This window comes from Serratia sp. MF1(2023) (assembly GCF_030954545.1).
In the GTDB taxonomy this organism is placed as follows: Bacteria; Pseudomonadota; Gammaproteobacteria; order Enterobacterales; family Enterobacteriaceae; genus Serratia; species Serratia sarumanii.
In genome coordinates this window covers 33,866-54,125 of the sequence record NZ_JAVHUX010000017.1, presented here as the reverse complement: position 1 = coordinate 54,125, position 20,260 = coordinate 33,866, and the positions used below count along the sequence as shown (strand labels likewise).

Genomic DNA, 20,260 nt, shown 5'->3' with positions numbered 1-20,260 from the left:
GGATAACCGAACTGCGGGCAGTGAACGGGCATCCGTTTCGGTCCACAATATCCATCAGGCCAACGATCTCAGTTATCGGACGGTTGCAGAAAACCGCCCTGCCAACAACGAGCCAAATCATCGATTCAAGAGGGAGTTTTCGCTTGCGTAGGGTGACGGTATCGGTAAGCGTCAGGGCTTGCTGGATAAATTCAGTGGGGATAAGGTCGGAACGAGAAGGAGCACGCTCGGGTGTGGTGAAATTGATAATGCCCAGAGCCTGGGAAAGTTCCATTTTTAGGGTCCATGATGATGCCATGGACCCTTTTTACAGCAACTACCGGATCGGTCAATTGATCCTTAAACGATCGGCATTAGCCGCCAGGGCTGGTTTTTCATCTTGCGGGCGGGACATTGGCCTTACTTCTTGCCTTCGACCCACTTGCCGTCCACGTAGAACGCGGACCAACCGGTCGCCTTGCCGTCTTTTTCAGAAGAGACGTACTGCTGTTTGGTTTTGCGGCTGAAACGCACCAGCGTTTTATTGCCTTCGGCGTCCGCCACCGGCGCATCGGCCAGATAGCGCAGCTTCTCCGGCAGGCGATCCTTGAAGCGAGCCAGCTCTTCCACCAGCGGCGCGCGGGTCTCGCGCGATTTAGGGAAGGTGTTGGCCGCCAGGAACACGCCGGCAGCGCCGTCACGCAGCACGAAATAGGCGTCCGACTTCTCGCACGGCAGCTCCGGCAACGGCACCGGATCTTCCTTCGGCGGCGCGACGTCGCCGTTACGCAGGATCTTGCGGGTGTTTTTGCAGTTCTCGTTGGTGCAGCCCATGTACTTGCCGAAACGCCCCATTTTCAGGTGCATTTCCGAGCCGCACTTGTCGCACTCCACCACCGGGCCGTCGTAGCCTTTCAGACGGAACTCGCCCTCTTCGATCTCGTAACCGTCGCACGCCGGGTTGTTACCGCAGACGTGCAGCTTGCGCTGGTTGTCGATCAGATAGCTGTCCATCGCCGTACCGCATTTCTTGCAGCGGCGGCGGGCGCGCAGCGCGTTGGTTTCCGCCTCATCCCCTTCAAGGATGTTGAGCACTTCCGCTTCCGGCACCAGGTTGATGGTGGTTTTGCAGCGCTCCTTCGGCGGCAGCGCGTAGCCGGAACAGCCGAGGAACACGCCGGTGCTGGCGGTACGGATACCCATCTTGCGGCCGCAGGTCGGGCAGTCGATGCTGGTCATCACCATCTGGTTAGGCCGCATGCCGCCTTCTTCCGGATCCTTCTCCGCCGTTTCCAGCTGTTCGCTGAAGTCGACGAAGAACTCGTCCAGCACCGCTTTCCACTCGGCCTGGTTGTTGGCGACCTCATCGAGGCCATCTTCCATGCGCGCGGTGAAGTCATAGTTCATCAGCTCGCGGAAGTTTTCTTCCAGGCGATCGGTGACGATCTCGCCCATTTTCTCGGCATAAAAGCGGCGGCTTTCCACCCGCACATAACCGCGATCCTGAATGGTCGAGATGATGGAGGCGTAGGTGGACGGGCGGCCGATGCCGCGTTTTTCCAGCTCTTTCACCAGCGAGGCTTCGCTGTAGCGCGCCGGCGGCTTGGTGAAGTGCTGGCTTGGGATCAGTTTCTGCAGATCCAGTTCGCTGCCGATTTCGACGTATGGCAGGGTGCGATCTTCATCGCCCTTACGCAGCGCCGGCATCACCTTGGTCCAGCCGTCAAAGCGCAGCGTACGGCCCTTGGCGCGCAGCTGATAATCGCCGGCCTTCACCGTCAGCGTGGTGGAATCGTATTGCGCCGGCGTCATCTGGCAGGCAACGAACTGGCGCCAGATCAGCTGATACAGCTTCTGCGCGTCCGCTTCCATGTCTTTCAACTGCTCAGCGAGCACGTTCACGTCCGAAGGACGGATCGCTTCGTGCGCTTCCTGCGAATTCTCTTTGCTGCTGTACTGATTCGGCGCCTTCGGCAGGTATTTGTCGCCGAAGTTGTCGCCGATGTAGCCACGCACCATGTTGAGCGCATCTTGGCTCAGGTTGGTGGAATCGGTACGCATATAGGTGATGTGGCCGGCTTCATACAGCCGTTGCGCCATCATCATGGTTTTTTTCACGCCGAAGCTCAGGCGGGTACTGGCGGCCTGCTGCAGCGTGGAGGTAATGAAAGGCGCGCCCGGTTTGCTGCTGGTCGGTTTGTCTTCGCGATCCAGCACCGTGTAGCGGGCTTTTTCCAGCAGCTTGACCGCGGCGTGAGTCTGCTCGCGGTTGACCGGTTTGAACGGCTTGTCGTGCGCGTGGGTCACTTCCATCTGCAGCGCGGTTTCACCCTTCGCCAGCAGATCGGCATGCAGCTCCCAGTACTCTTCCGGCACGAAGGCCTTGATGTCGCGCTCGCGCTCAACCACCAGGCGCACCGCCACCGACTGCACGCGGCCGGCGGACAGGCCGCGGGCGATTTTCTTCCACAGCAGCGGCGAGACCATATAGCCCACCACGCGGTCCATGAACCGGCGCGCCTGCTGCGCGTTGACGCGGTCAATGTTCAGCTCGCCCGGCTGTTTGAACGCCTGCTGGATCGCGTTTTTGGTGATTTCGTTAAACACCACGCGGCTAAAGCGTTTGTCATCCCCACCGATCACTTCCCGTAGGTGCCAGGCGATGGCTTCCCCTTCGCGGTCAAGGTCGGTTGCGAGATAAATGTGGTCGGCGTTTTCCGCCAACGATTTTAACTCGGCGACCACTTTTTCTTTACCCGGCAGGATTTCATAATGCGCTTTCCAGCCGTGGTAAGGGTCGACGCCCATGCGATTTACCAGCGCCGCCTTCTCATCTTTTTTAACTTTTTTCTTGGCTTTGTCTTCGGTTGAGTCAGCGCTCTTTTTGCTGGCTGAGCCACTGGTCGGCAAATCACGGATATGACCGACGCTGGACTTCACCACGTAGTCACTTCCTAAATATTTATTAATAGTTTTGGCTTTTGCCGGGGACTCAACTATTACGAGAGCTTTACCCATATTTACCTTTACCTAATTTATTTCTTCTAAAAAGAAGTCTTTTATCTCGCCGTGCCGCGGCAATTCGTGTCTCTTTTTTTATATTGCGGCAGTCTGGCAAGAGATCAACAGATTTTTTCCTTTTGGTTGCCCAACCGCTCAACCTGAACGCAAGTTGTTGATCCTGCCTGCTATTCACCCATGCCCCAGAAGTATGGCTGTGTGAGTTTTATTCATGGCGTAAACAAAACCTTCCACCCGACGCCGCAAAATCCCACACTGTACCTGATAAAAAGCGTCACGCAACCTAATTAGCACGGAAAGACCGATTTCGCCAACCGGCGGCCGCGCATGGCCATCCAGACGGCAAATAAACCTTAGTCGGTTTGCGGATAAAAGCGAACCGGCGTTAGAATATGCGCAGAGTTTTTAGTTTGGAGTCTAATAAATGCGCACAAATACTGCCCCTATCGGCCGCGAGGCCCTGCTGGCGGAAGCAAATAACATCATCCGCCAACACGAAGATTATCTGCACGGCATGATCGCCACCGACGTTGAACAAAAAAACGGCGTTTTAGTTTTCCGCGGCGAATACTTTTTGGATGCCGACGGATTGCCCACCGCCAAAACCACCGCGGTATTTAATATGTTTAAACATTTGGCCCATCTGCTTTCGGAAAAATACCACCTGGTCGATTGAGAAAAGAAAACGGGGGCGCCCGGCCCCCGCTGATTCACGCTATCGCCGCCGTTACAGCAGCGGCTTTTCCCCACGCTGCCACCAGCGCAACAGCAAGCGATCGACGCTTTCCGCCGCGCTGCCGGTAAAGCGATCCATCAGGCGTTTGCGGCGCGAATAGCGCACGGCGATCACTTCGTGGTTATCCAGCTCGGCGATCAGCAAGTCATCGCTGGTGCCGATAGCGTCAATCAGGCCCTTCTCTTTCGCCTGTGAACCGAACCAGTGCTCACCGGTGGCGACGCTGTCGATGTCGAGCGACGGGCGCTGCTCATGCACGAAGCGTTTGAACAGCTCGTGGGTTTCGTTCAGATCTTCGCGGAACTTCTCGCGCCCCTGCTCGGTGTTTTCACCGAACAGCGTCAGCGTGCGTTTGAACTGCCCGGCTGTGTGCAACTCCACGTCGATGTCGTTCTTCTTCAGCAGGCGGTGGAAGTTCGGGATCTGCGCCACCACGCCGATCGAGCCGATGATGGCGAACGGCGCCGCCACGATGCGATCCGCGACGCAGGCCATCATGTAGCCGCCGCTGGCCGCCACTTTATCCACCGCCACCGTCAGGCGAATGCCGCCTTTACGCAGGCGCTCCAGCTGCGAGGCCGCCAGGCCGTAGCCGTGCACCACTCCGCCAGGGCTTTCCAGCCGCAGCAGGACTTCATCCTGCGCCGACGCCACCGCCAACACCGCCGAGATCTCTTCGCGCAGCGAGGTCACCTCGTGCGCGTCCATGCTGCCCTTGAAATCCAGCACATACAGGCACGGCTTGGCCACCTCGACCGCGCCGGACTTGGCGCGCTGCTTTTTCAGCTTGTCGTCGGCCTTGGTCTGTTTCTTGAACTGTTTCAGCCAGACCTTCTGCTCGGCGGTATCCATACGCGCCAGGCGCATATCACGCTGCATCTCGCGATACTGTTCACCGAGATCGGTCAGCTGCAGCTCCCCTTTCTGGCGGCTCTTGCGTTGCCCCAGACTGACAGCCAGTATGGCCAACGCGGCGATGGCGAGCACCACCGTGGCAACCTTGGCCAGAAACAGGCCATAAACAGATATAAACTCCACAGATTCCGCCTTTATTTACAGGTTGTTAGTATGATTCTTCCCATTTTAGCCAACCGCAGCGGCTGCTGTCGCGGCTAAATGAAAATTCATTGCGCACGGAGCATCACTATGGGGACGATTTGCGGCCGAACCAAGCCGTCGCCGCCGCGCTTTTGTTACAAAAGAATGCCATTTCAGCCTGCTACGCATTGAAAATGCCGGCGGATTAAGGCATATAACACCCATTATTCATCAATATGATGAGACGCATTCGCTGCGCGGCCCGCAGACGGTCGAGCCTTCGCTCCCGCCCCGGCCGCGCGTTTCACTCTTGCTCCCCGATATCTGCGGGAGAACGGCCACCCAGGCGAGGATTTATCGTGCATTACCAACCCAAGCAAGATCTGCTCGAACAACGTATCATTCTGGTCACCGGCGCCGGCGACGGCATCGGCCGCGAAGCGGCGCTGACCTACGCGCGCTTCGGTGCCCGGCTGGTGCTGCTGGGGCGCACCGAGAGCAAGCTGCTGGCGGTACAACAAGAGATCGCGGCCCAGGGCAGCGCCCCGGCGTTGGTGGTGACGCTGGACTTGCTGCACGCCACGCCGGAGCAATGCCGGCAGATAGCCGACGATCTGGCGCGCCAGATCCCCCGCCTTGACGGCGTGCTGCACAACGCCGGCCTGCTCGGCGACATCGCGCCGATGGCCGACCTGTCGATGACCATGTGGCAAGAGGTGATGCAGGTTAACGTCAACGCCACCTTTATGCTGACTCAGGCGCTGCTGCCGCTGCTGCTGAAATCCCACGCGGGTTCGCTGGTGTTCACCAGTTCCAGCGTCGGGCGCACCGGCCGCGCAGACTGGGGCGCCTATGCGGTGTCGAAGTTCGCCACCGAGGGCATGATGCAGGTGTTGGCCGACGAGTATAAAAACCGCAATTTGCGGGTGAACTGCATCAATCCGGGCGGCACCCGCACCAAAATGCGCGCATCTGCCTTCCCGCACGAAGACAAGAACAAGCTGAAAACCCCGGCCGATATCATGCCGCTGTATCTGTATCTGATGGGCGAAGACAGCCGCCGCAAAACCGGCATGAGCTTCGACGCCCAGCCGAACCGTAAACCCGGCGCGGCCGAATAAGGAGCGTTTTCATGGCGGAAGATCGTCATCAACAGCGCCAGCAGCGCCTGAAAGAACAGGTCGATGCGCGCATCGACGCGGCGCAGGACACGCGCGGCCTGCTGCTGGTGTTTACCGGCAACGGCAAGGGTAAGACCACCGCCGCCTTCGGCACCGTCACCCGGGCGGTCGGCCACGGCATGCGCGCCGGGGTGATCCAGTTCATCAAGGGCGAATGGCCCAATGGCGAAAAGAATCTGCTGCAGCAACACGGCGTTGAATTTCAGGTGATGGCCACCGGCTTCACCTGGGAGACGCAGAACAAAGCCGGCGATACCGCCGCCTGCCAGGCGGTGTGGCAACACGGCAAACGCATGCTGGCCGACAGCAGCCTGGATCTGGTGCTGCTGGACGAAGTGACCTACATGCTGACCTACGGTTATCTGGAACTGGAAGAGCTGAAGGCCGCGTTGCTGGAGCGCCCTGCGCACCAAACGGTGATCCTGACCGGGCGCGGTTGCCATCGCGATCTGCTGGAACTGGCGGATACGGTCACGGAGATGCGGCCGGTGAAGCACGCGTTTGATGCGGGCGTGAAGGCGCAACAGGGGATCGATTGGTAACAAAAGTTCTGGCCCCGAACGGGGCCAGAATGAGAGATTAGCTGCGTTTGCTCGGCTTGCCCGGTTTACCCGGCTTGCTGCCTGGCGCACTGCGGCGGCCGCTGCCGGCCACCTGCGAATGGCGCTTGACCGCGCGGCGGATCTGGTTGGCCTTCACGCGGCGGCGCTCACGCTCCACCGGCATCTTGCTGACCGTTTCCGGCTTCAATTCCACCAGCTCGCGCAGGTAGTTGATCGCCGGCAGATCCAGCTCGGCCCAGCCGCCGCGCGGCAGGCCTTTCGGCAGATCGATGTCGCCATAGCGCACACGGATCAGGCGGCTCACCTGCACGCCCACCGCTTCCCACAGGCGACGCACTTCACGGTTGCGGCCTTCGGTCAGGGTCACGTTGTACCACTGGTTGAGGCCTTCACCGCCCTGGAAGCTGATGGTGCGGAAGGCGGCCGGGCCGTCTTCCAGCTGCACGCCCTTGCTCAGCTGCTTCACTTTCGCATCGTCGACCTGGCCGAACACGCGTACCGCGTACTCGCGCTCCACTTCACGGCTCGGGTGCATCAGACGGTTGGCCAGTTCGCCATCGGTGGTGAACAGCAGCAGACCGGAGGTGTTGACGTCCAGGCGCCCTACCGCCACCCAGCGCGAACCGCGCAGCTTAGGCAAACGATCGAACACCATCGGGCGGCCTTCAGGATCGCTGCGGGTACACAGCTCGCCTTCCGGTTTGTAGTAGGCCAGCACTCGGCAGACCACGTCTTCAGACTCTTTGATCGACAGGACATGACCGTCCAGGCGAATTTTCATCGCCGGCGTCACTTCAACGCGATCGCCCAGCTTGGCGACCTTGCCGTCGACGCTGACGCGCCCGGCTTCAATCATGGTTTCGATTTCACGACGCGAGCCATGCCCGGCGCGCGCTAAAACTTTCTGTAACTTTTCGCTCATTGAGCAACCTCTAATGTCGCCTTCACAGGCGTCGGGGGGATAACCGCCGCGGCCAACCGCCACAACGGTAACAATACATTTATCAGGATCGAACCGCGTATTATACAGGCTTTCTAAGGTGTTGAAACCCACTTTATCGGCGGCGACCTCCCTCGGGCGGCGTTTACGGCGCCAAAAAATCCTCCACCGCCCACAGCACCGCGTCGGGCCGTTCCAGAATGCCGAGGTGAGTGCGAGCCTCCCCCAAACGCACCACGGAGAAAAACGGCTGCTCGGCGGCAAATGCCTGCTGGCGCCGCAGATAGTCGTCGCGGCGATCCAGCGAGTAGATGTGGCGGCACGGCGGCGGCGCGCTCATTCCCGCCAGACGTTGCAGCGGCGAGCCGAATTGCCGGTAGGCCTGTTCGATGGCCACGCCGGCGGCACGCCAGAGCCGGTAATCTTCTTGTGCCATCTCGACCTCCAGATGGCGTTTGACCCGTTCGTGGCGGATGCCGCCCTGCCAGAAGGCGAACAAGGCGTCGCGCGCCGCCAGCCACTGCTGCGGCTGCTGCATACGGCTCACCGCCGTAAAAAACGCCGGTTCTGGCTGCGTCATGATCCAATCGAGAAACACCATGCCCCGCACCCGCTGCGGCAACGCTTCGGCCAACGCCACCGCCAGCCAGCTGGCGTGCGCCACCGACAGAGTCACCACGTTGTCCAAACGCAGCGCCGTCAGTAGCTGACGCACATCTTCCAGCAAATCGTCCGCCGCGAGCGACATCTCCGCCGTTTTTGACGACAGGCCGTGGCCGCGCCAGTCGATGCTGATCACCCGATAACGTTCTGCCGCCAGGGCGATGAAGGGATCGAACACGGTTTTCGGCTCGCACCAGCCGGGCAGCAGCACCAGCGTGAGCGGCCCTGAGCCGATATCCTGATAATCGAGAGCGATGTTGGCGCTGTGAAATGTGGTCATATAACCTCCTGCGCGTCTCTCCCCGACCCGTTCGGGGGATGCCGACGATGCTAAGGTGACAGCGCCGCGGAGATTGATCTATTGAAGTTCGTGCGGAAAGTATGAGAGCGCACCTTATGAAAAAATGCGCACTAAATGGAATGCAAATTTAATGGCGCACGCAGGTATAGGCGGCGCTTAACGCCAGCATGATCACCGAAGGCGCAGAGTAATGCAACTGCTCGGGATGCTCGTTCAAATAGCGCATCACCGCATCGGCGGCCGTGCCGATACTCATCCCGGCTTCCGGGCAAATATTGCGGTTGCCCTGCATCGAATAAGTATCGAATACGCCGGCGACGTATCCCATAAACATGCCGCCGTTAAGCGCTTCGGCCACGGTGGCCTCACCGTTTTTATTTTTTACGTAACCGCCGGATTCCGCCAGCAAGGAACTGCCCGAATAAAAACCCGCATTTGCCATCGAGGAAAATAATAAGGCCGCTAAAAAAGAAACCCGTTTAATCATTGGTGCGCATCCTGCCCATTATCAATTCTGAAGTAGCAAGAATAGCTGCTTTCACCCGAAATAGCGTCGCTTCAGCCGATTTTCAGACAATGGGCAAGTCGGCGACGGTTTACATCAGCGGAAAGGCGCCGCGTCGCCCGCCCCTTCACGCACCACTTCCGGCGAGGATTCGGTCAGATCGATAACCGTAGTCGGCTGTTGACCGAGGAAACCGCCGTGGATCACCAGATCGACCACCTTGCCCAGGTGATCGCTGATCTCTTCCGGATCCGATTCGGCAAAATCATTGCCCGGCAGCATCAGGGTGGTGGACATCATCGGTTCGTTCAGCGCCTCCAGCAGCGCCAGCGCGATCGGGTTCGACGGCACGCGCAGGCCGATGGTTTTACGCTTTTCATTCATCAGGCGGCGCGGCACTTCCTTGGTCGCTTTCAGAATGAAGGTGTAGTTACCCGGCGTATTGTTTTTGATCAGGCGAAACGCCGTATTATCGACGTGCGCATAGGTCGACAACTCGGACAAATCGCGGCACATCAGGGTAAAGTTGTGGTTGCCGTCCAACTGACGGATGCGGCAAATGCGCTCCATCGCCGCCTTCTCTTCCAGCATGCAACCCAGCGCATAGCCGGAATCGGTGGGATAAACGATCACCCCGCCCTTGCGCAACACCTCGACCGCCTGGTTAATCAAACGCGGCTGCGGGTTGTCCGGGTGAATATAAAAAAGCTGACTCATGACTTGCTCCTAAAATGATGCCCGCGCGCGTTGCCACGCGCGTAAAATCAGACCGCCTCGCTAGGCTGCGGCCAATCGCGCCACACCGGCTCGACGCCGCCCGGTAGCCACAGTTTGCGGCCCAGTTCGATCCACGAACAAGGCTGATGAAAATCAGAGCCTTGCGAGGCCAACAGGCGGTAGTCCTGGGCGTATTTCGCCAATTGCGAGCGCTCATGCGGCGCCTGCTGACACTGCGCCACTTCCATGGCGTCGCCGCCGTGTTCGGCGAAATGCGCCAGCAAACGTTTCAACCACTTCGCGGTCAGATCGTAACGGCCGGGATGCGCCATCACCGCCTGGCCGCCCGATTGATGAATCGCATCAATGGCTTGTTCTATTGTACACCACTGCGGCGGCACGTAGCCGGTTTTGCCCTTGGCCAGGTATTTCTTGAACACCTGCGCCATGTTGTCCGCCACGCCAATCTCCACCAGATAGCGGGCGAAATGGCCGCGGGTCACCGCGCCGTCGCCCGCCAGCCGCTGGGCGCCGGCATAGGCGTCGGGAATGCGCGCCTTACCCAGACGCACGCCGATCTCCTGCGCACGCCGATTGCGCCGTTCGGTTTGTTCCGCCAACAGCGCCACCAGCGCCGGGTGCGCGACGTCCATGCCCAATCCAACGATATGGATCTCATGATTTTCCCACAGCGTCGAGATTTCCACCCCGTTGACCAGCCGCAGTGGTAACGCCTGCTCCGCAATGGCGGCGGCGGCCTCGGCCAGGCCTGCGGTGGTGTCGTGATCGGTGATCGCCAGCACGCCCACGCGCATCTCGACCGCCCGCTGCACCAGCTGCGTCGGCGTCAGGTAGCCATCGGAGGCGGTTGTGTGGCTGTGGAGGTCGTACAGAGTAAAGGCGGTGGATGGGGGGTTACTGTCTGTCAAAACGGCTATCCGGCAATGGCTTGGTTTTCTATCATACCCGCGATCGGCGGCCGGACGGAAATCTATTCTGCCCCGGCCGCGGACGCCAAGCGGAATGATGAATATAATTCACGCTGACCGCTAAAACATTGTGCAAAAAGAGGGTTGACTTTGCCCTCTCGAACCAGTTAACTAGTACACAAGTTCACGGCAATGGCCGTGTCGGATGAGCGTTAACAGAGAGAGTCTGCAAATGAACAATTACATTTCTCTTCACGGTTGGTGGCGTACCTCCCTCTTGCGGGCGGTGTAATCGCGCATAGCTGTCATCTGACAATGCAGATTTCCTGAGCCCGCACCTGATGCGGGCTTTTTTATGGACAGAATTCACTGGAACCACCGATGATGAACATCAAACCACAACTGACATTGCTGAAGGCGCAAGCCAGCTACCGGGGCGATCCCACCACCATTTTCCACCAGCTGTGCGGCGCCCGTCCGGCCACCCTGCTGCTGGAATCGGCGGAAATCAACAGCAAACAGAATCTGCAGAGCCTGCTGGTGATTGACAGCGCGCTGCGCATTACCGCACTGGGCCACACCGTCAGCGTGCAGGCACTGAGCGCCAACGGTGCGGCGCTGCTGCCGCTGCTGGACGAAGCGCTGCCGCCCGAGGTGCGCAATCAGGCGCGCCCCAACGGCCGCGAGCTGAGCTTCCCGGCGATCGACGCGGTGCAGGACGAAGACGCCCGCCTGCGTTCACTGTCGGTGTTCGACGCGCTGCGCACGCTGCTGACCCTGGTGGACTCCCCGGCGGACGAGCGCGAAGCCGTGATGCTGGGCGGCCTGTTCGCCTACGATTTGGTCGCCGGTTTCGAAGACCTGCCGGCGCTGCGCCAGGATCAGCGCTGCCCGGACTTCTGCTTCTATCTGGCGGAAACCCTGCTGGTGCTGGATCACCAACGAGGCTCGGCCCGTCTGCAGGCCAGCGTCTTCAGTGAGCAGGCGAGTGAAGCGCAGCGTTTGCAGCAACGCCTGGAACAGCTGCAGGCCGAATTACAACAAACCCCGCAGCCGATCCCGCACCAAACGCTGGAAAACATGCAGCTGAGCTGTAACCAGAGCGACGAAGAGTACGGCGCGGTGGTCAGCGGGCTGCAGGAAGCGATCCGCCAGGGCGAGATTTTCCAGGTGGTGCCGTCGCGCCGCTTCTCCCTGCCGTGCCCGGCGCCGCTGGCAGCCTACCAGACCTTGAAAGACAACAACCCCAGCCCGTACATGTTCTTCATGCAGGATGATGACTTCACCCTGTTCGGCGCTTCGCCGGAGAGCGCGCTGAAATACGACGCGAGCAATCGGCAAATCGAAATCTACCCGATCGCCGGCACCCGCCCGCGCGGCCGCCGTGCCGACGGTTCGCTGGATCTGGATCTCGACAGCCGCATCGAGCTGGAAATGCGCACCGACCACAAAGAGCTGGCCGAGCACCTGATGCTGGTCGATCTGGCGCGCAACGATCTGGCGCGCATCTGCCAGGCCGGCAGCCGCTACGTCGCCGATCTGACCAAGGTGGACCGCTATTCGTTCGTCATGCACTTGGTTTCCCGGGTGGTGGGCACCCTGCGCGCCGATCTCGACGTGCTGCACGCCTACCAGGCTTGCATGAACATGGGCACCCTGAGCGGCGCGCCGAAGGTGCGGGCGATGCAGTTGATCGCCGCCTCCGAAGGCACACGCCGCGGCAGCTACGGCGGCGCGGTAGGCTACTTCACCGCCACCGGCGATCTGGATACCTGCATCGTCATTCGTTCCGCCTACGTTGAAGACGGCATCGCCACCGTGCAGGCCGGCGCCGGCGTGGTGCTGGATTCCGTCCCGCAGGCGGAAGCCGACGAGACCCGCAACAAAGCCCGTGCCGTGCTGCGTGCCATCGCCACTGCGCACCATGCCAAGGAGGTGTTCTGATGGCCGATATTCTGCTGCTCGACAACGTCGATTCCTTTACCTACAACCTGGTCGATCAGCTGCGCGCCAGCGGCCACCAGGTGGTGATTTACCGTAACCAGATCGCCGCCGAGGTGATCATCGAACGCCTAGAGCACATGACCCAGCCGGTGCTGATGCTGTCGCCCGGCCCCGGCACCCCGTCCGAAGCGGGCTGCATGCCGGAACTGCTGCAGCGCCTGCGCGGCCGGCTGCCGATCATTGGCATTTGCCTCGGCCACCAGGCGATCGTCGAAGCCTACGGCGGCCAGGTCGGCCAGGCGGGCGAGATCCTGCACGGCAAGGCCTCGGCGATCGTTCACGATGGCGAAGGCATGTTCGCCGGCATGGCCAACCCGCTGCCGGTAGCGCGCTACCACTCGCTGGTCGGCAGCAATATCCCGGCCGATCTCACCGTCAACGCCCGGTTCGGCGAGATGGTGATGGCGGTGCGCGACGATCATCGCCGCGTGTGCGGCTTCCAGTTCCACCCGGAATCGATTCTGACCACCCACGGCGCGCGCCTGCTTGAGCAGACCCTGGCCTGGGCGCTGGCGAAGTAATATAAGGAACACGACGATGCAACCTATTCTTGAGAAACTGTACCGCGCCGAGTCGATGAGCCAGCAGGAAAGCCAACAGCTGTTCAGCGCCATCGTGCGCGGCGAATTGGAGCCGAGCCAACTGGCGGCGGCGTTGATCAGCATGAAAGTCCGCGGCGAGCGCCCGGAAGAGATCGCCGGCGCCGCCAAAGCGCTGCTGGACGACGCTCAGCCGTTCCCGCGCCCTGACTACCCGTTCGCCGATATCGTCGGCACCGGCGGCGACGGCACCAACAGCATCAATATTTCCACCGCCAGCGCCTTCGTGGCGGCGGCGTGCGGCGCGAAGATCGCCAAACACGGCAACCGCAGCGTCTCCAGCCGCTCCGGCTCTTCGGATCTGCTGGCGGCGTTCGGCATCCGCCTGGATCTGCCGGCGGAAGAAGCGCGCAAGGCGCTGGACGATCTCGGCGTGTGTTTCCTGTTCGCGCCGCAGTACCACACCGGTTTTCGTCACGCCATGCCGGTACGCCAGCAGCTGAAAACCCGCACGCTGTTCAACGTGCTGGGCCCGCTGATCAACCCGGCGCGTCCGCCGCTGGCGCTGATCGGCGTTTACAGCCCGGAACTGGTGCTGCCGATCGCCGAAACCCTGCGCGTGCTGGGTTATCAGCGTGCGGCGGTGGTGCACGGCGGCGGCATGGACGAGGTGGCGATCCACGCCCCGACGCACGTGGCGGAATTGAACAACGGCGAAATCAGCAGCTACCAGCTCACGCCGCAGTCCTTCGGATTGGAAACCTATCCGCTGGAAGCCTTGCTGGGCGGCACGCCGGAAGAAAACCGTGACATTTTGGCGCGGCTGTTACAAGGTAAAGGCGAGCCGGCGCACGCCGCGGCGGTCGCGGCCAACGTCGCGTTGCTTCTGAAGTTATTCGGACATGAAGACCTGCGCCAAAATGCGCGGCAGGCACTGGATATGATCAACAGCGGGCAGGCCTATGAGCGTGTCATCGCACTGGCGGCAAGAGGATAAATGATGCAGGAAACCGTGCTACACAAGATTGTCCGCGACAAAGCGCAATGGATCGCGGCGCGACAACAGCAACAGCCCCTGGCCGGCTTTCAGAACGACATCGTACCGAGCGAACGCAGCTTCTATCACGCGCTGCAGGGCACCCGGACGGCTTTCATTCTCGAATGCAAGAAGGCCTCGCCTTCCAAGGGGCTGATTCGCGAGAACTTTGATCCGGTAGAGATCGCCACGGTGTATAAAGATTTCGCCTCGGCGATCTCGGTGCTGACCGACGAGAAATACTTCCAGGGCAGCTTCGATTTCCTGCCGCTGGTCAGTAAAACCGTCAGCCAACCGGTGTTGTGCAAAGACTTTATCATCGATCCGTATCAGATTTACCTGGCGCGCTACTATCAGGCCGACGCCATCCTGCTGATGCTGTCGGTGTTGACCGACGAGCAGTATCGCCAGCTGGCGGCGGTGGCCCACAGCCTGAATATGGGCGTGCTGACCGAAGTGATCAGCGAAGAAGAGCTGCAGCGCGCGATCGCGCTGGAAGCGCGCGTGGTCGGCATCAACAACCGCGATCTGCGCGATCTGAGCATCGATCTGAACCGCACCCGTCAGCTGGCGCCGCGCGTGCCGCACGGCGTGACGGTGATCAGCGAATCGGGCATCAACAACTACGGGCAGATCCGCGAGCTGAGCCATTACGCCAACGGCTTCCTGATCGGCAGCGCGCTGATGTCGGAACCCGATCTGCGCGCCGCCGTGCGCCGCGTGATCCTGGGCGACAACAAAGTGTGCGGCCTGACCCGTCCGCAGGACGCCGCCGCCGCCTATCAGGCCGGCGCCATCTACGGCGGGCTGATTTTCGTCGGCCGCTCGCCGCGCTATGTGGACATCACCCGCGCTCGCGAAGTGATCTCCGGCGCGCCGCTGAAGTACGTCGGCGTGTTCTGCGACGCCCAGGTCGATACCGTGGCGTTGACCGTTGAGCGCCTCGGTCTACACGCGGTGCAATTGCACGGCGCAGAAGACCAGGCCTATATCAACGCCCTGCGCGCCCGCCTGCCGGCCGATTGCCGCATCTGGAAAGCGCTGAGCGTGAAAGATCGGGTGCCGGCGCGCGATCTGCAGCATGTCGATCGCTATCTGCTCGACAACGGCGCCGGCGGCACCGGCCAACGCTTCGACTGGTCGGTACTGCAAGGTGAAGATCTGACTAACGTGATGCTGGCGGGCGGCCTGCGCGCCGACAACTGCGTCGAGGCGGCCAAGCTCGGCTGCGCCGGGCTGGACTTCAACTCCGGCGTGGAAAGCGAACCGGGCATCAAAGATCCCGCGCGCCTGGCCTCGGTCTTCCAGACCCTGCGCGCCTACTGAATACGGCTCAACATTAATAACGGATAATAACGGGAACTCTCATGACGCTGCTTAACCCCTACTTCGGCGAATTTGGTGGCCAATACGTGCCGCAAATTCTGATGCCGGCCCTGAAACAACTGGAAGAAGCCTTTGTCAGCGCCCAGCGCGATCCTGCATTCCAGGCGGAATTTATCGATCTGCTGAAGAACTACGCGGGCCGCCCGACGGCGCTGACGCTGTGTAAAAACCTCACCGCCGGCAGCAACACCAAGCTGTACCTGAAGCGTGAAGACCTGCTGCACGGCGGCGCGCACAAGACCAACCAGGTGCTGGGCCAGGCGTTGCTGGCCAAGCGCATGGGCAAAACCGAGATCATCGCGGAAACCGGCGCCGGCCAACATGGCGTCGCGTCGGCGCTGGCCTGCGCGCTGCTCGGCCTGAAATGCCGCATCTATATGGGCGCCAAAGACGTCGAGCGCCAGTCGCCTAACGTGTTCCGCATGCGGCTGATGGGCGCGGAGGTGATCCCGGTGCACAGCGGCTCCGCCACCCTGAAAGACGCCTGCAACGAAGCGCTGCGCGACTGGTCCGGCAGCTATGAAACCGCACACTATATGCTCGGCACCGCCGCCGGTCCGCATCCGTACCCTACCATCGTGCGTGAATTCCAGCGCATGATCGGCGAAGAAACCAAAGCGCAGGTGCTGGAGCGCGAAGGCCGCCTGCCGGATGCGGTCATCGCCTGCGTCGGCGGCGGCTCCAACGCCATCGGCATGTTCGCCGATTTTATCGATGACGCCGACGTTGGGCTGATCGGCGTGGAACCTGCCGGCCTGGGCATCGAAACCGGCCAGCACGGCGCGCCGCTGAAGCACGGCCACGTCGGCATCTACTTCGGCATGAAAGCGCCGATGATGCAGACCGCCGAAGGCCAGATTGAAGAATCCTATTCAATTTCCGCCGGGCTGGACTTCCCGTCCGTCGGGCCGCAGCACGCCTACCTGAACAGCACCGGCCGCGCCGAATACGTGTCGATCACCGACGACGAAGCGCTGGAAGCGTTCAAGGCGCTGTCGCGCCATGAAGGCATCATCCCGGCGCTGGAATCCTCGCACGCCCTGGCTCACGCGCTGAAAATGATCCGTGAAACGCCGCAGAAAGAGCAGATCCTGGTGGTCAACCTGTCCGGCCGCGGCGACAAAGACATATTTACCGTTCACGACATTTTGAAAGCACGGGGAGAAATCTGATGGAACGTTATCAGCAACTGTTCACGCGTCTGGAAAGCAGCAAGGAAGGCGCCTTCGTCCCGTTCGTGACGCTGGGCGATCCTAATCCGGCGCTGTCGCTGCAGATTATCGACACCCTGATCGAAGCCGGCGCGGACGCGCTGGAGCTGGGCATCCCCTTCTCCGATCCGCTGGCGGATGGCCCCACCATCCAGAGCGCGACGCTGCGCGCCTTCGCCGCCGGCGTCACGCCGACCCAGTGCTTCGAGATGCTGGCAGCCATCCGCCAGAAGCACCCGACCATTCCCATCGGCCTGCTGATGTACGCCAACCTGGTGTTCCATAAAGGCATCGATGCGTTTTATCAACGCTGCGCCGAAGTGGGCGTGGACTCGGTACTGGTCGCCGACGTGCCGTTTGAAGAGTCTGCGCCGTTCCGCGCCGCCGCCGCGCGCCATGGCATCGCGCCGATCTTCATCTGCCCGCCGAACGCCGATGACGATCTGCTGCGTGAAATCGCGTCGCACGGCCGCGGCTACACCTATCTGCTGTCGCGTGCCGGCGTCACCGGCACCGAAAGCCGGGCGCAGCTGCCGTTGCATCACCTGGTGAACAAGCTGCGCGAGTACCACGCCGCGCCGCCGCTGCAAGGCTTCGGCATCTCCGAACCCGAGCAGGTGAAGGCCGCGCTGCAGGCCGGGGCCACCGGCGCGATCTCCGGCTCGGCAATCGTCAAAATCATCGAACAGCACCATGCCAACCCGGCGGAGATGCTGACCAAGCTGGCGGCCTTCGTCAGCAATATGAAGCGCGCCACCCGGGCGTGATCCTCTTCAGCGAGCGCCCTGCCGGCGCTCGCTTTAACAGCTTGTTTCCCCTCAAAGTTTGTTCCATTTATTTACAGCAAAAATTTGAACAAACCCAGGTCTTGTCTCACAATGAACTTTGTTCGCTATGCATTTCTTCGTTTGATTTGGGGAATGCGCCCGCTGCGGCGAAAAACCGTAGCGAATTTCAACCATAACATTGCATGGAGAGTAATTTATGAAGCTTTTTAAAACCCTTTCGGCCTTGTGCATGGCAGCCGTTGTGGCGGTCGCGGTGAGCGCTTGCGCGCCGACGGCAAAATCTGAGGGAACGGGTGGTTATATTGATGACACGGTGATCACCACCAAAGTGAAATCGGCACTGCTGGCGGATAAAAACATCAAGTCACGCGAAATCAGCGTGGAAACCTTTAAAGGGCGCGTACAGCTGAGCGGCTTCGTGACGTCCAGCGATGACGCCAACCGTGCGGTGCAGGTCACACGCGGCGTGGCCGGCGTGAAATCGGTTGAAAACGTAATGCAGATTAAATAATACCGACACAGGGAGGCGCAACGCCTCCCTGCTTGGAGCCTTCATCAGAAGCGGTACCCCGCCCCGAACATGAACACCCACGGATCCAAACGCGTGTCGAAGCTGTGGTGCCCGCCATTCGCATCGTTGAAGCGAGTTTTGGTTTCGATATTCATCCACCACACCGACATGTTCAGCATCCAGTGCTCATCCAGGTTGTAATCCAGGCCGGCCTGCGCCGCCACACCCCAGGAATCTTTTAGATCAAGATTGCTCAACCCGGCGCTTTTGCCGTAGTCGTTGAACTTCTCATCGAAGAAAGTGGTGTAGTTAACGCCGACGCCCAGGTAAGGACGCAGTTTGTCCTGCTTATCGCCGAAGTAGTATTGCGCCATCAGCGTAGGCGGCAGCTGGTGAACGGTCGCCAGATCGGTGCCACCCAGCGTCACCTTGTGGCGGAATGGCGTTGCGGCCAACAACTCAACGCCGATGTTGTCCGTCACCATATAACCGAAGGTCAGACCGAGCTGGGTGTTGTTTTTCGCATCCAGCGAACCCAATCCCAGCACGTTGTCCGAACCCGCATTTGGACGCACCGTCGCGGTGCCCGCGCGGAACAGGAAATCACCGGCCTGATGCGCACTTGCCAACATAGGCGCCATCATCGTCGCCAATACCATCAGAGTTGTCTTTTTCATTATCCATTCCATTTGTGTGGTTAATCGCTCGAGGGGGAATATACCTACTTTCGGGTATTTGTGATCCCATCGAGATCACATCTTATGTGTAAAAATTTAAAATCCTACTAAAAACAAGGTTACCTAACCGCCTAATAAATCAAGGATTGATCTGCATCAAAAAATCGATTTTGTTGCAAATTATCTACATGTTCAAATTTCGGTTGCGGAGAAAATTGCGGCTGAGGTAATTTCATTTTCCGTGTTGGTTTTGGTTGGTGCCGTGAGGAGTCGGCGGGCAATCAAGATGAGCGAAATCCTTAATCCCTGTGTCAGCTGCGGCGCATGCTGCGGTTATTTTCGAGTGTCATTCTATTGGGCCGAAGCCGAAGACGGCGGCGGCACCGTCCCTCTTTCCCTGACGGAGCCTTTGACCCCGTTCCTGCGCTGCATGCAGGGGACCAACAGCAAGTCCCCCCGCTGCAACGCGCTGGACGGCGAGATCGGCAAAGCCGTGTCCTGCTCGATCTACCTCAATCGGCCCAGCCCGTGCAGAGAGTTCGATCAGTCCGGTGAAAACGGCCTGCGCAACGAAGCCTGCGATCGCGCCCGGGAACGCTACGGCCTGCCGCCCTTGCCGGTGCCCCTGCCGCTGTCGCTGCCTGAGACGACGATCGTTGAAGAAATAGGCGTAGTGCAATTCGCGGGGTGCCACAGCGGCGTGGAACAGGGTACAATCACCCACTGATTTATCTCTGTTTTCCCGACGCCAAGGAGTCTGCATGTCTATCACGGCCAACGCTTTGTACCGTGACAGTTTTAACTTTTTACGCAACCAACTGGCCAGCATCCTGATGCTGGCGTTGTTGACGGCGTTTATCTCCGTGCTGCTGAATCAGGCCTTCAGCCCCGATGCCGAACAGTTGGCGACGCTCGCTGCCACCACCAGCGATTTCGCTTCGTCTACCGGTATGGGCATTCAGGAAGTGATCCAGCAGATGACGCCGGAACAGCAGATGGTGTTGCTGAAAGTGTCGGCGGCCGCCACCTTCTCCGCGCTGGTCGGCAACGTGCTGCTGGTCGGCGGGATGTTGACGCTGATTCGTCTGGTGTCGCAAGGGCAACGCACCAGCGCCCTGCGCGCGCTCGGCGCCTCGGCGCCCGACTTGCCGCGCCTGCTGCTGCTGCTGTTTATCTGCACCCTGCTGATCCAGCTTGGCCTGACGCTGTTTGTGGTGCCGGGCGTGCTGATGGCGATCGCCTTCGCGCTGGCGCCTGTGATCGCCTCGGTCGACAAGAAAGGCGTGTTCGCTTCGCTCAAGCTGAGCAGCAAACTGGCCTTCGCCAATGCACGCGTGATCGTGCCGGCGATGATGCTGTGGCTGGCGGCCAAACTGCTGGTGCTGTTTTTGGTGAGCCATCTGTCGGTGCTGACGCCGAACGTCGCCAGCGTGGTGTTGACCGCGTTGAGCAACCTGGTGTCTGCCCTGCTGCTGATCTACCTGTTCCGCCTGTATATGCTGCTGCGCGGCTAACGCCGGCGTCAGCGAAAATCA

Annotated in this window: 19 protein-coding genes, 1 pseudogene and 1 other annotated feature; of the genes and pseudogenes, 11 read left to right on the top strand and 9 right to left on the bottom strand. The window is 60.4% G+C overall.

Annotation, left to right across the window (positions count from 1 at the left end; genetic code table 11):
• Together REA38_RS09895 and topA are read right to left on the bottom strand one after the other, a co-directional pair.
• The coding region (locus tag REA38_RS09895) for a transposase domain-containing protein (protein WP_308885802.1) at positions 1-274 on the bottom strand (274 nt) is incomplete at its 3' end.
• Between the two features lie 125 nt (positions 275-399).
• Complete coding sequence (gene topA, locus REA38_RS09890; RefSeq protein ID WP_033647571.1) at positions 400-2,997, bottom strand: type I DNA topoisomerase; 2,598 nt, start codon at positions 2,995-2,997, stop codon at positions 400-402.
• A 427-nt stretch (positions 2,998-3,424) separates the two neighbouring features.
• On the opposite strand from topA, the gene REA38_RS09885 reads away from it, so the two are divergent.
• Positions 3,425-3,676, top strand: a complete 252-nt coding sequence (locus REA38_RS09885) for a YciN family protein (RefSeq protein ID WP_033634749.1) — start codon at positions 3,425-3,427, stop codon at positions 3,674-3,676.
• A gap of 51 nt (positions 3,677-3,727) precedes the next feature.
• Here REA38_RS09885 and sohB read toward each other — a convergent pair whose 3' ends face one another.
• Positions 3,728-4,774 carry a protease SohB gene (gene sohB, locus REA38_RS09880; protein WP_060425418.1) on the bottom strand — a complete coding sequence of 349 codons (1,047 nt, stop codon included), beginning with the start codon at positions 4,772-4,774 and terminating at the stop codon, positions 3,728-3,730.
• 359 nt (positions 4,775-5,133) lie between these two features.
• Between sohB and REA38_RS09875 the strand changes: the two genes are divergently transcribed.
• Both REA38_RS09875 and cobO read left to right on the top strand, forming a co-directional pair.
• Entirely contained in the window at positions 5,134-5,895 is a 762-nt protein-coding gene (locus tag REA38_RS09875) for a YciK family oxidoreductase (RefSeq protein ID WP_164134177.1), read from the top strand.
• A gap of 11 nt (positions 5,896-5,906) precedes the next feature.
• The gene (gene cobO, locus REA38_RS09870; protein WP_308885801.1) at positions 5,907-6,497 is read left to right on the top strand and encodes a cob(I)yrinic acid a,c-diamide adenosyltransferase; all 591 of its coding nucleotides are present in this window, start codon (positions 5,907-5,909) and stop codon (positions 6,495-6,497) included.
• A gap of 37 nt (positions 6,498-6,534) precedes the next feature.
• On the opposite strand, the gene rluB is transcribed toward cobO, so the two are convergent.
• From rluB to REA38_RS09845, 5 genes are all read right to left on the bottom strand, one after another.
• Complete coding sequence (rluB, locus tag REA38_RS09865; protein ID WP_308885800.1) at positions 6,535-7,440, bottom strand: 23S rRNA pseudouridine(2605) synthase RluB; 906 nt, start codon at positions 7,438-7,440, stop codon at positions 6,535-6,537.
• A 163-nt stretch (positions 7,441-7,603) separates the two neighbouring features.
• Positions 7,604-8,401, bottom strand: a complete 798-nt coding sequence (locus REA38_RS09860; protein ID WP_033634754.1) for an alpha/beta fold hydrolase — start codon at positions 8,399-8,401, stop codon at positions 7,604-7,606.
• 148 nt (positions 8,402-8,549) lie between these two features.
• Positions 8,550-8,909 (bottom strand): Rap1a/Tai family immunity protein, encoded by a 360-nt coding sequence (locus REA38_RS09855; protein WP_308885799.1) that lies wholly within the window; start codon positions 8,907-8,909, stop codon positions 8,550-8,552.
• A 114-nt stretch (positions 8,910-9,023) separates the two neighbouring features.
• On the bottom strand, positions 9,024-9,644 hold the full coding sequence (locus tag REA38_RS09850) for an L-threonylcarbamoyladenylate synthase (protein ID WP_033643268.1): 621 nt from the start codon (positions 9,642-9,644) through the stop codon (positions 9,024-9,026).
• Positions 9,645-9,691: 47 nt separating this feature from the next.
• Positions 9,692-10,573, bottom strand: a complete 882-nt coding sequence (locus tag REA38_RS09845) for a PHP domain-containing protein (protein WP_308885798.1) — start codon at positions 10,571-10,573, stop codon at positions 9,692-9,694.
• Positions 10,574-10,826: 253 nt separating this feature from the next.
• Positions 10,827-10,930 (top strand) — a sequence feature (Trp leader region).
• Between the two features lie 24 nt (positions 10,931-10,954).
• On the opposite strand from REA38_RS09845, the gene REA38_RS09840 reads away from it, so the two are divergent.
• The 6 genes and pseudogenes from REA38_RS09840 (at position 10,955) to REA38_RS09815 (ending at position 18,048) form a co-directional block, all read left to right on the top strand.
• Positions 10,955-12,517, top strand: coding sequence for an anthranilate synthase component 1 (locus REA38_RS09840; RefSeq protein ID WP_308885797.1), 1,563 nt, complete (start codon positions 10,955-10,957; stop codon positions 12,515-12,517).
• Positions 12,517-14,113, top strand: a pseudogene (gene trpD / locus REA38_RS09835) (bifunctional anthranilate synthase glutamate amidotransferase component TrpG/anthranilate phosphoribosyltransferase TrpD). The gene REA38_RS09840 and the pseudogene trpD overlap by 1 nt, the downstream one beginning before the upstream one ends.
• 3 nt (positions 14,114-14,116) lie before the next feature.
• On the top strand, positions 14,117-15,478 hold the full coding sequence (gene trpCF, locus REA38_RS09830; protein ID WP_079656981.1) for a bifunctional indole-3-glycerol-phosphate synthase TrpC/phosphoribosylanthranilate isomerase TrpF: 1,362 nt from the start codon (positions 14,117-14,119) through the stop codon (positions 15,476-15,478).
• A gap of 41 nt (positions 15,479-15,519) precedes the next feature.
• Positions 15,520-16,710: a tryptophan synthase subunit beta gene (trpB, locus tag REA38_RS09825; RefSeq protein ID WP_033634762.1), complete on the top strand. Its 1,191-nt coding sequence runs from the start codon at positions 15,520-15,522 to the stop codon at positions 16,708-16,710.
• On the top strand, positions 16,710-17,516 hold the full coding sequence (gene trpA / locus REA38_RS09820; protein WP_308885796.1) for a tryptophan synthase subunit alpha: 807 nt from the start codon (positions 16,710-16,712) through the stop codon (positions 17,514-17,516). Before trpB ends, trpA begins: the two co-directional genes overlap by 1 nt.
• 217 nt (positions 17,517-17,733) lie before the next feature.
• On the top strand, positions 17,734-18,048 hold the full coding sequence (locus REA38_RS09815; RefSeq protein ID WP_033634764.1) for a BON domain-containing protein: 315 nt from the start codon (positions 17,734-17,736) through the stop codon (positions 18,046-18,048).
• A 44-nt stretch (positions 18,049-18,092) separates the two neighbouring features.
• On the opposite strand, the gene ompW is transcribed toward REA38_RS09815, so the two are convergent.
• On the bottom strand, positions 18,093-18,725 hold the full coding sequence (gene ompW, locus REA38_RS09810; RefSeq protein ID WP_004932076.1) for an outer membrane protein OmpW: 633 nt from the start codon (positions 18,723-18,725) through the stop codon (positions 18,093-18,095).
• Between the two features lie 286 nt (positions 18,726-19,011).
• Between ompW and REA38_RS09805 the strand changes: the two genes are divergently transcribed.
• Complete coding sequence (locus REA38_RS09805) at positions 19,012-19,452, top strand: YkgJ family cysteine cluster protein (RefSeq protein WP_033634766.1); 441 nt, start codon at positions 19,012-19,014, stop codon at positions 19,450-19,452.
• A gap of 34 nt (positions 19,453-19,486) precedes the next feature.
• Positions 19,487-20,239, top strand: coding sequence for a YciC family protein (locus tag REA38_RS09800; RefSeq protein ID WP_033647584.1), 753 nt, complete (start codon positions 19,487-19,489; stop codon positions 20,237-20,239).
• Positions 20,240-20,260: the final 21 nt, after the last annotated feature.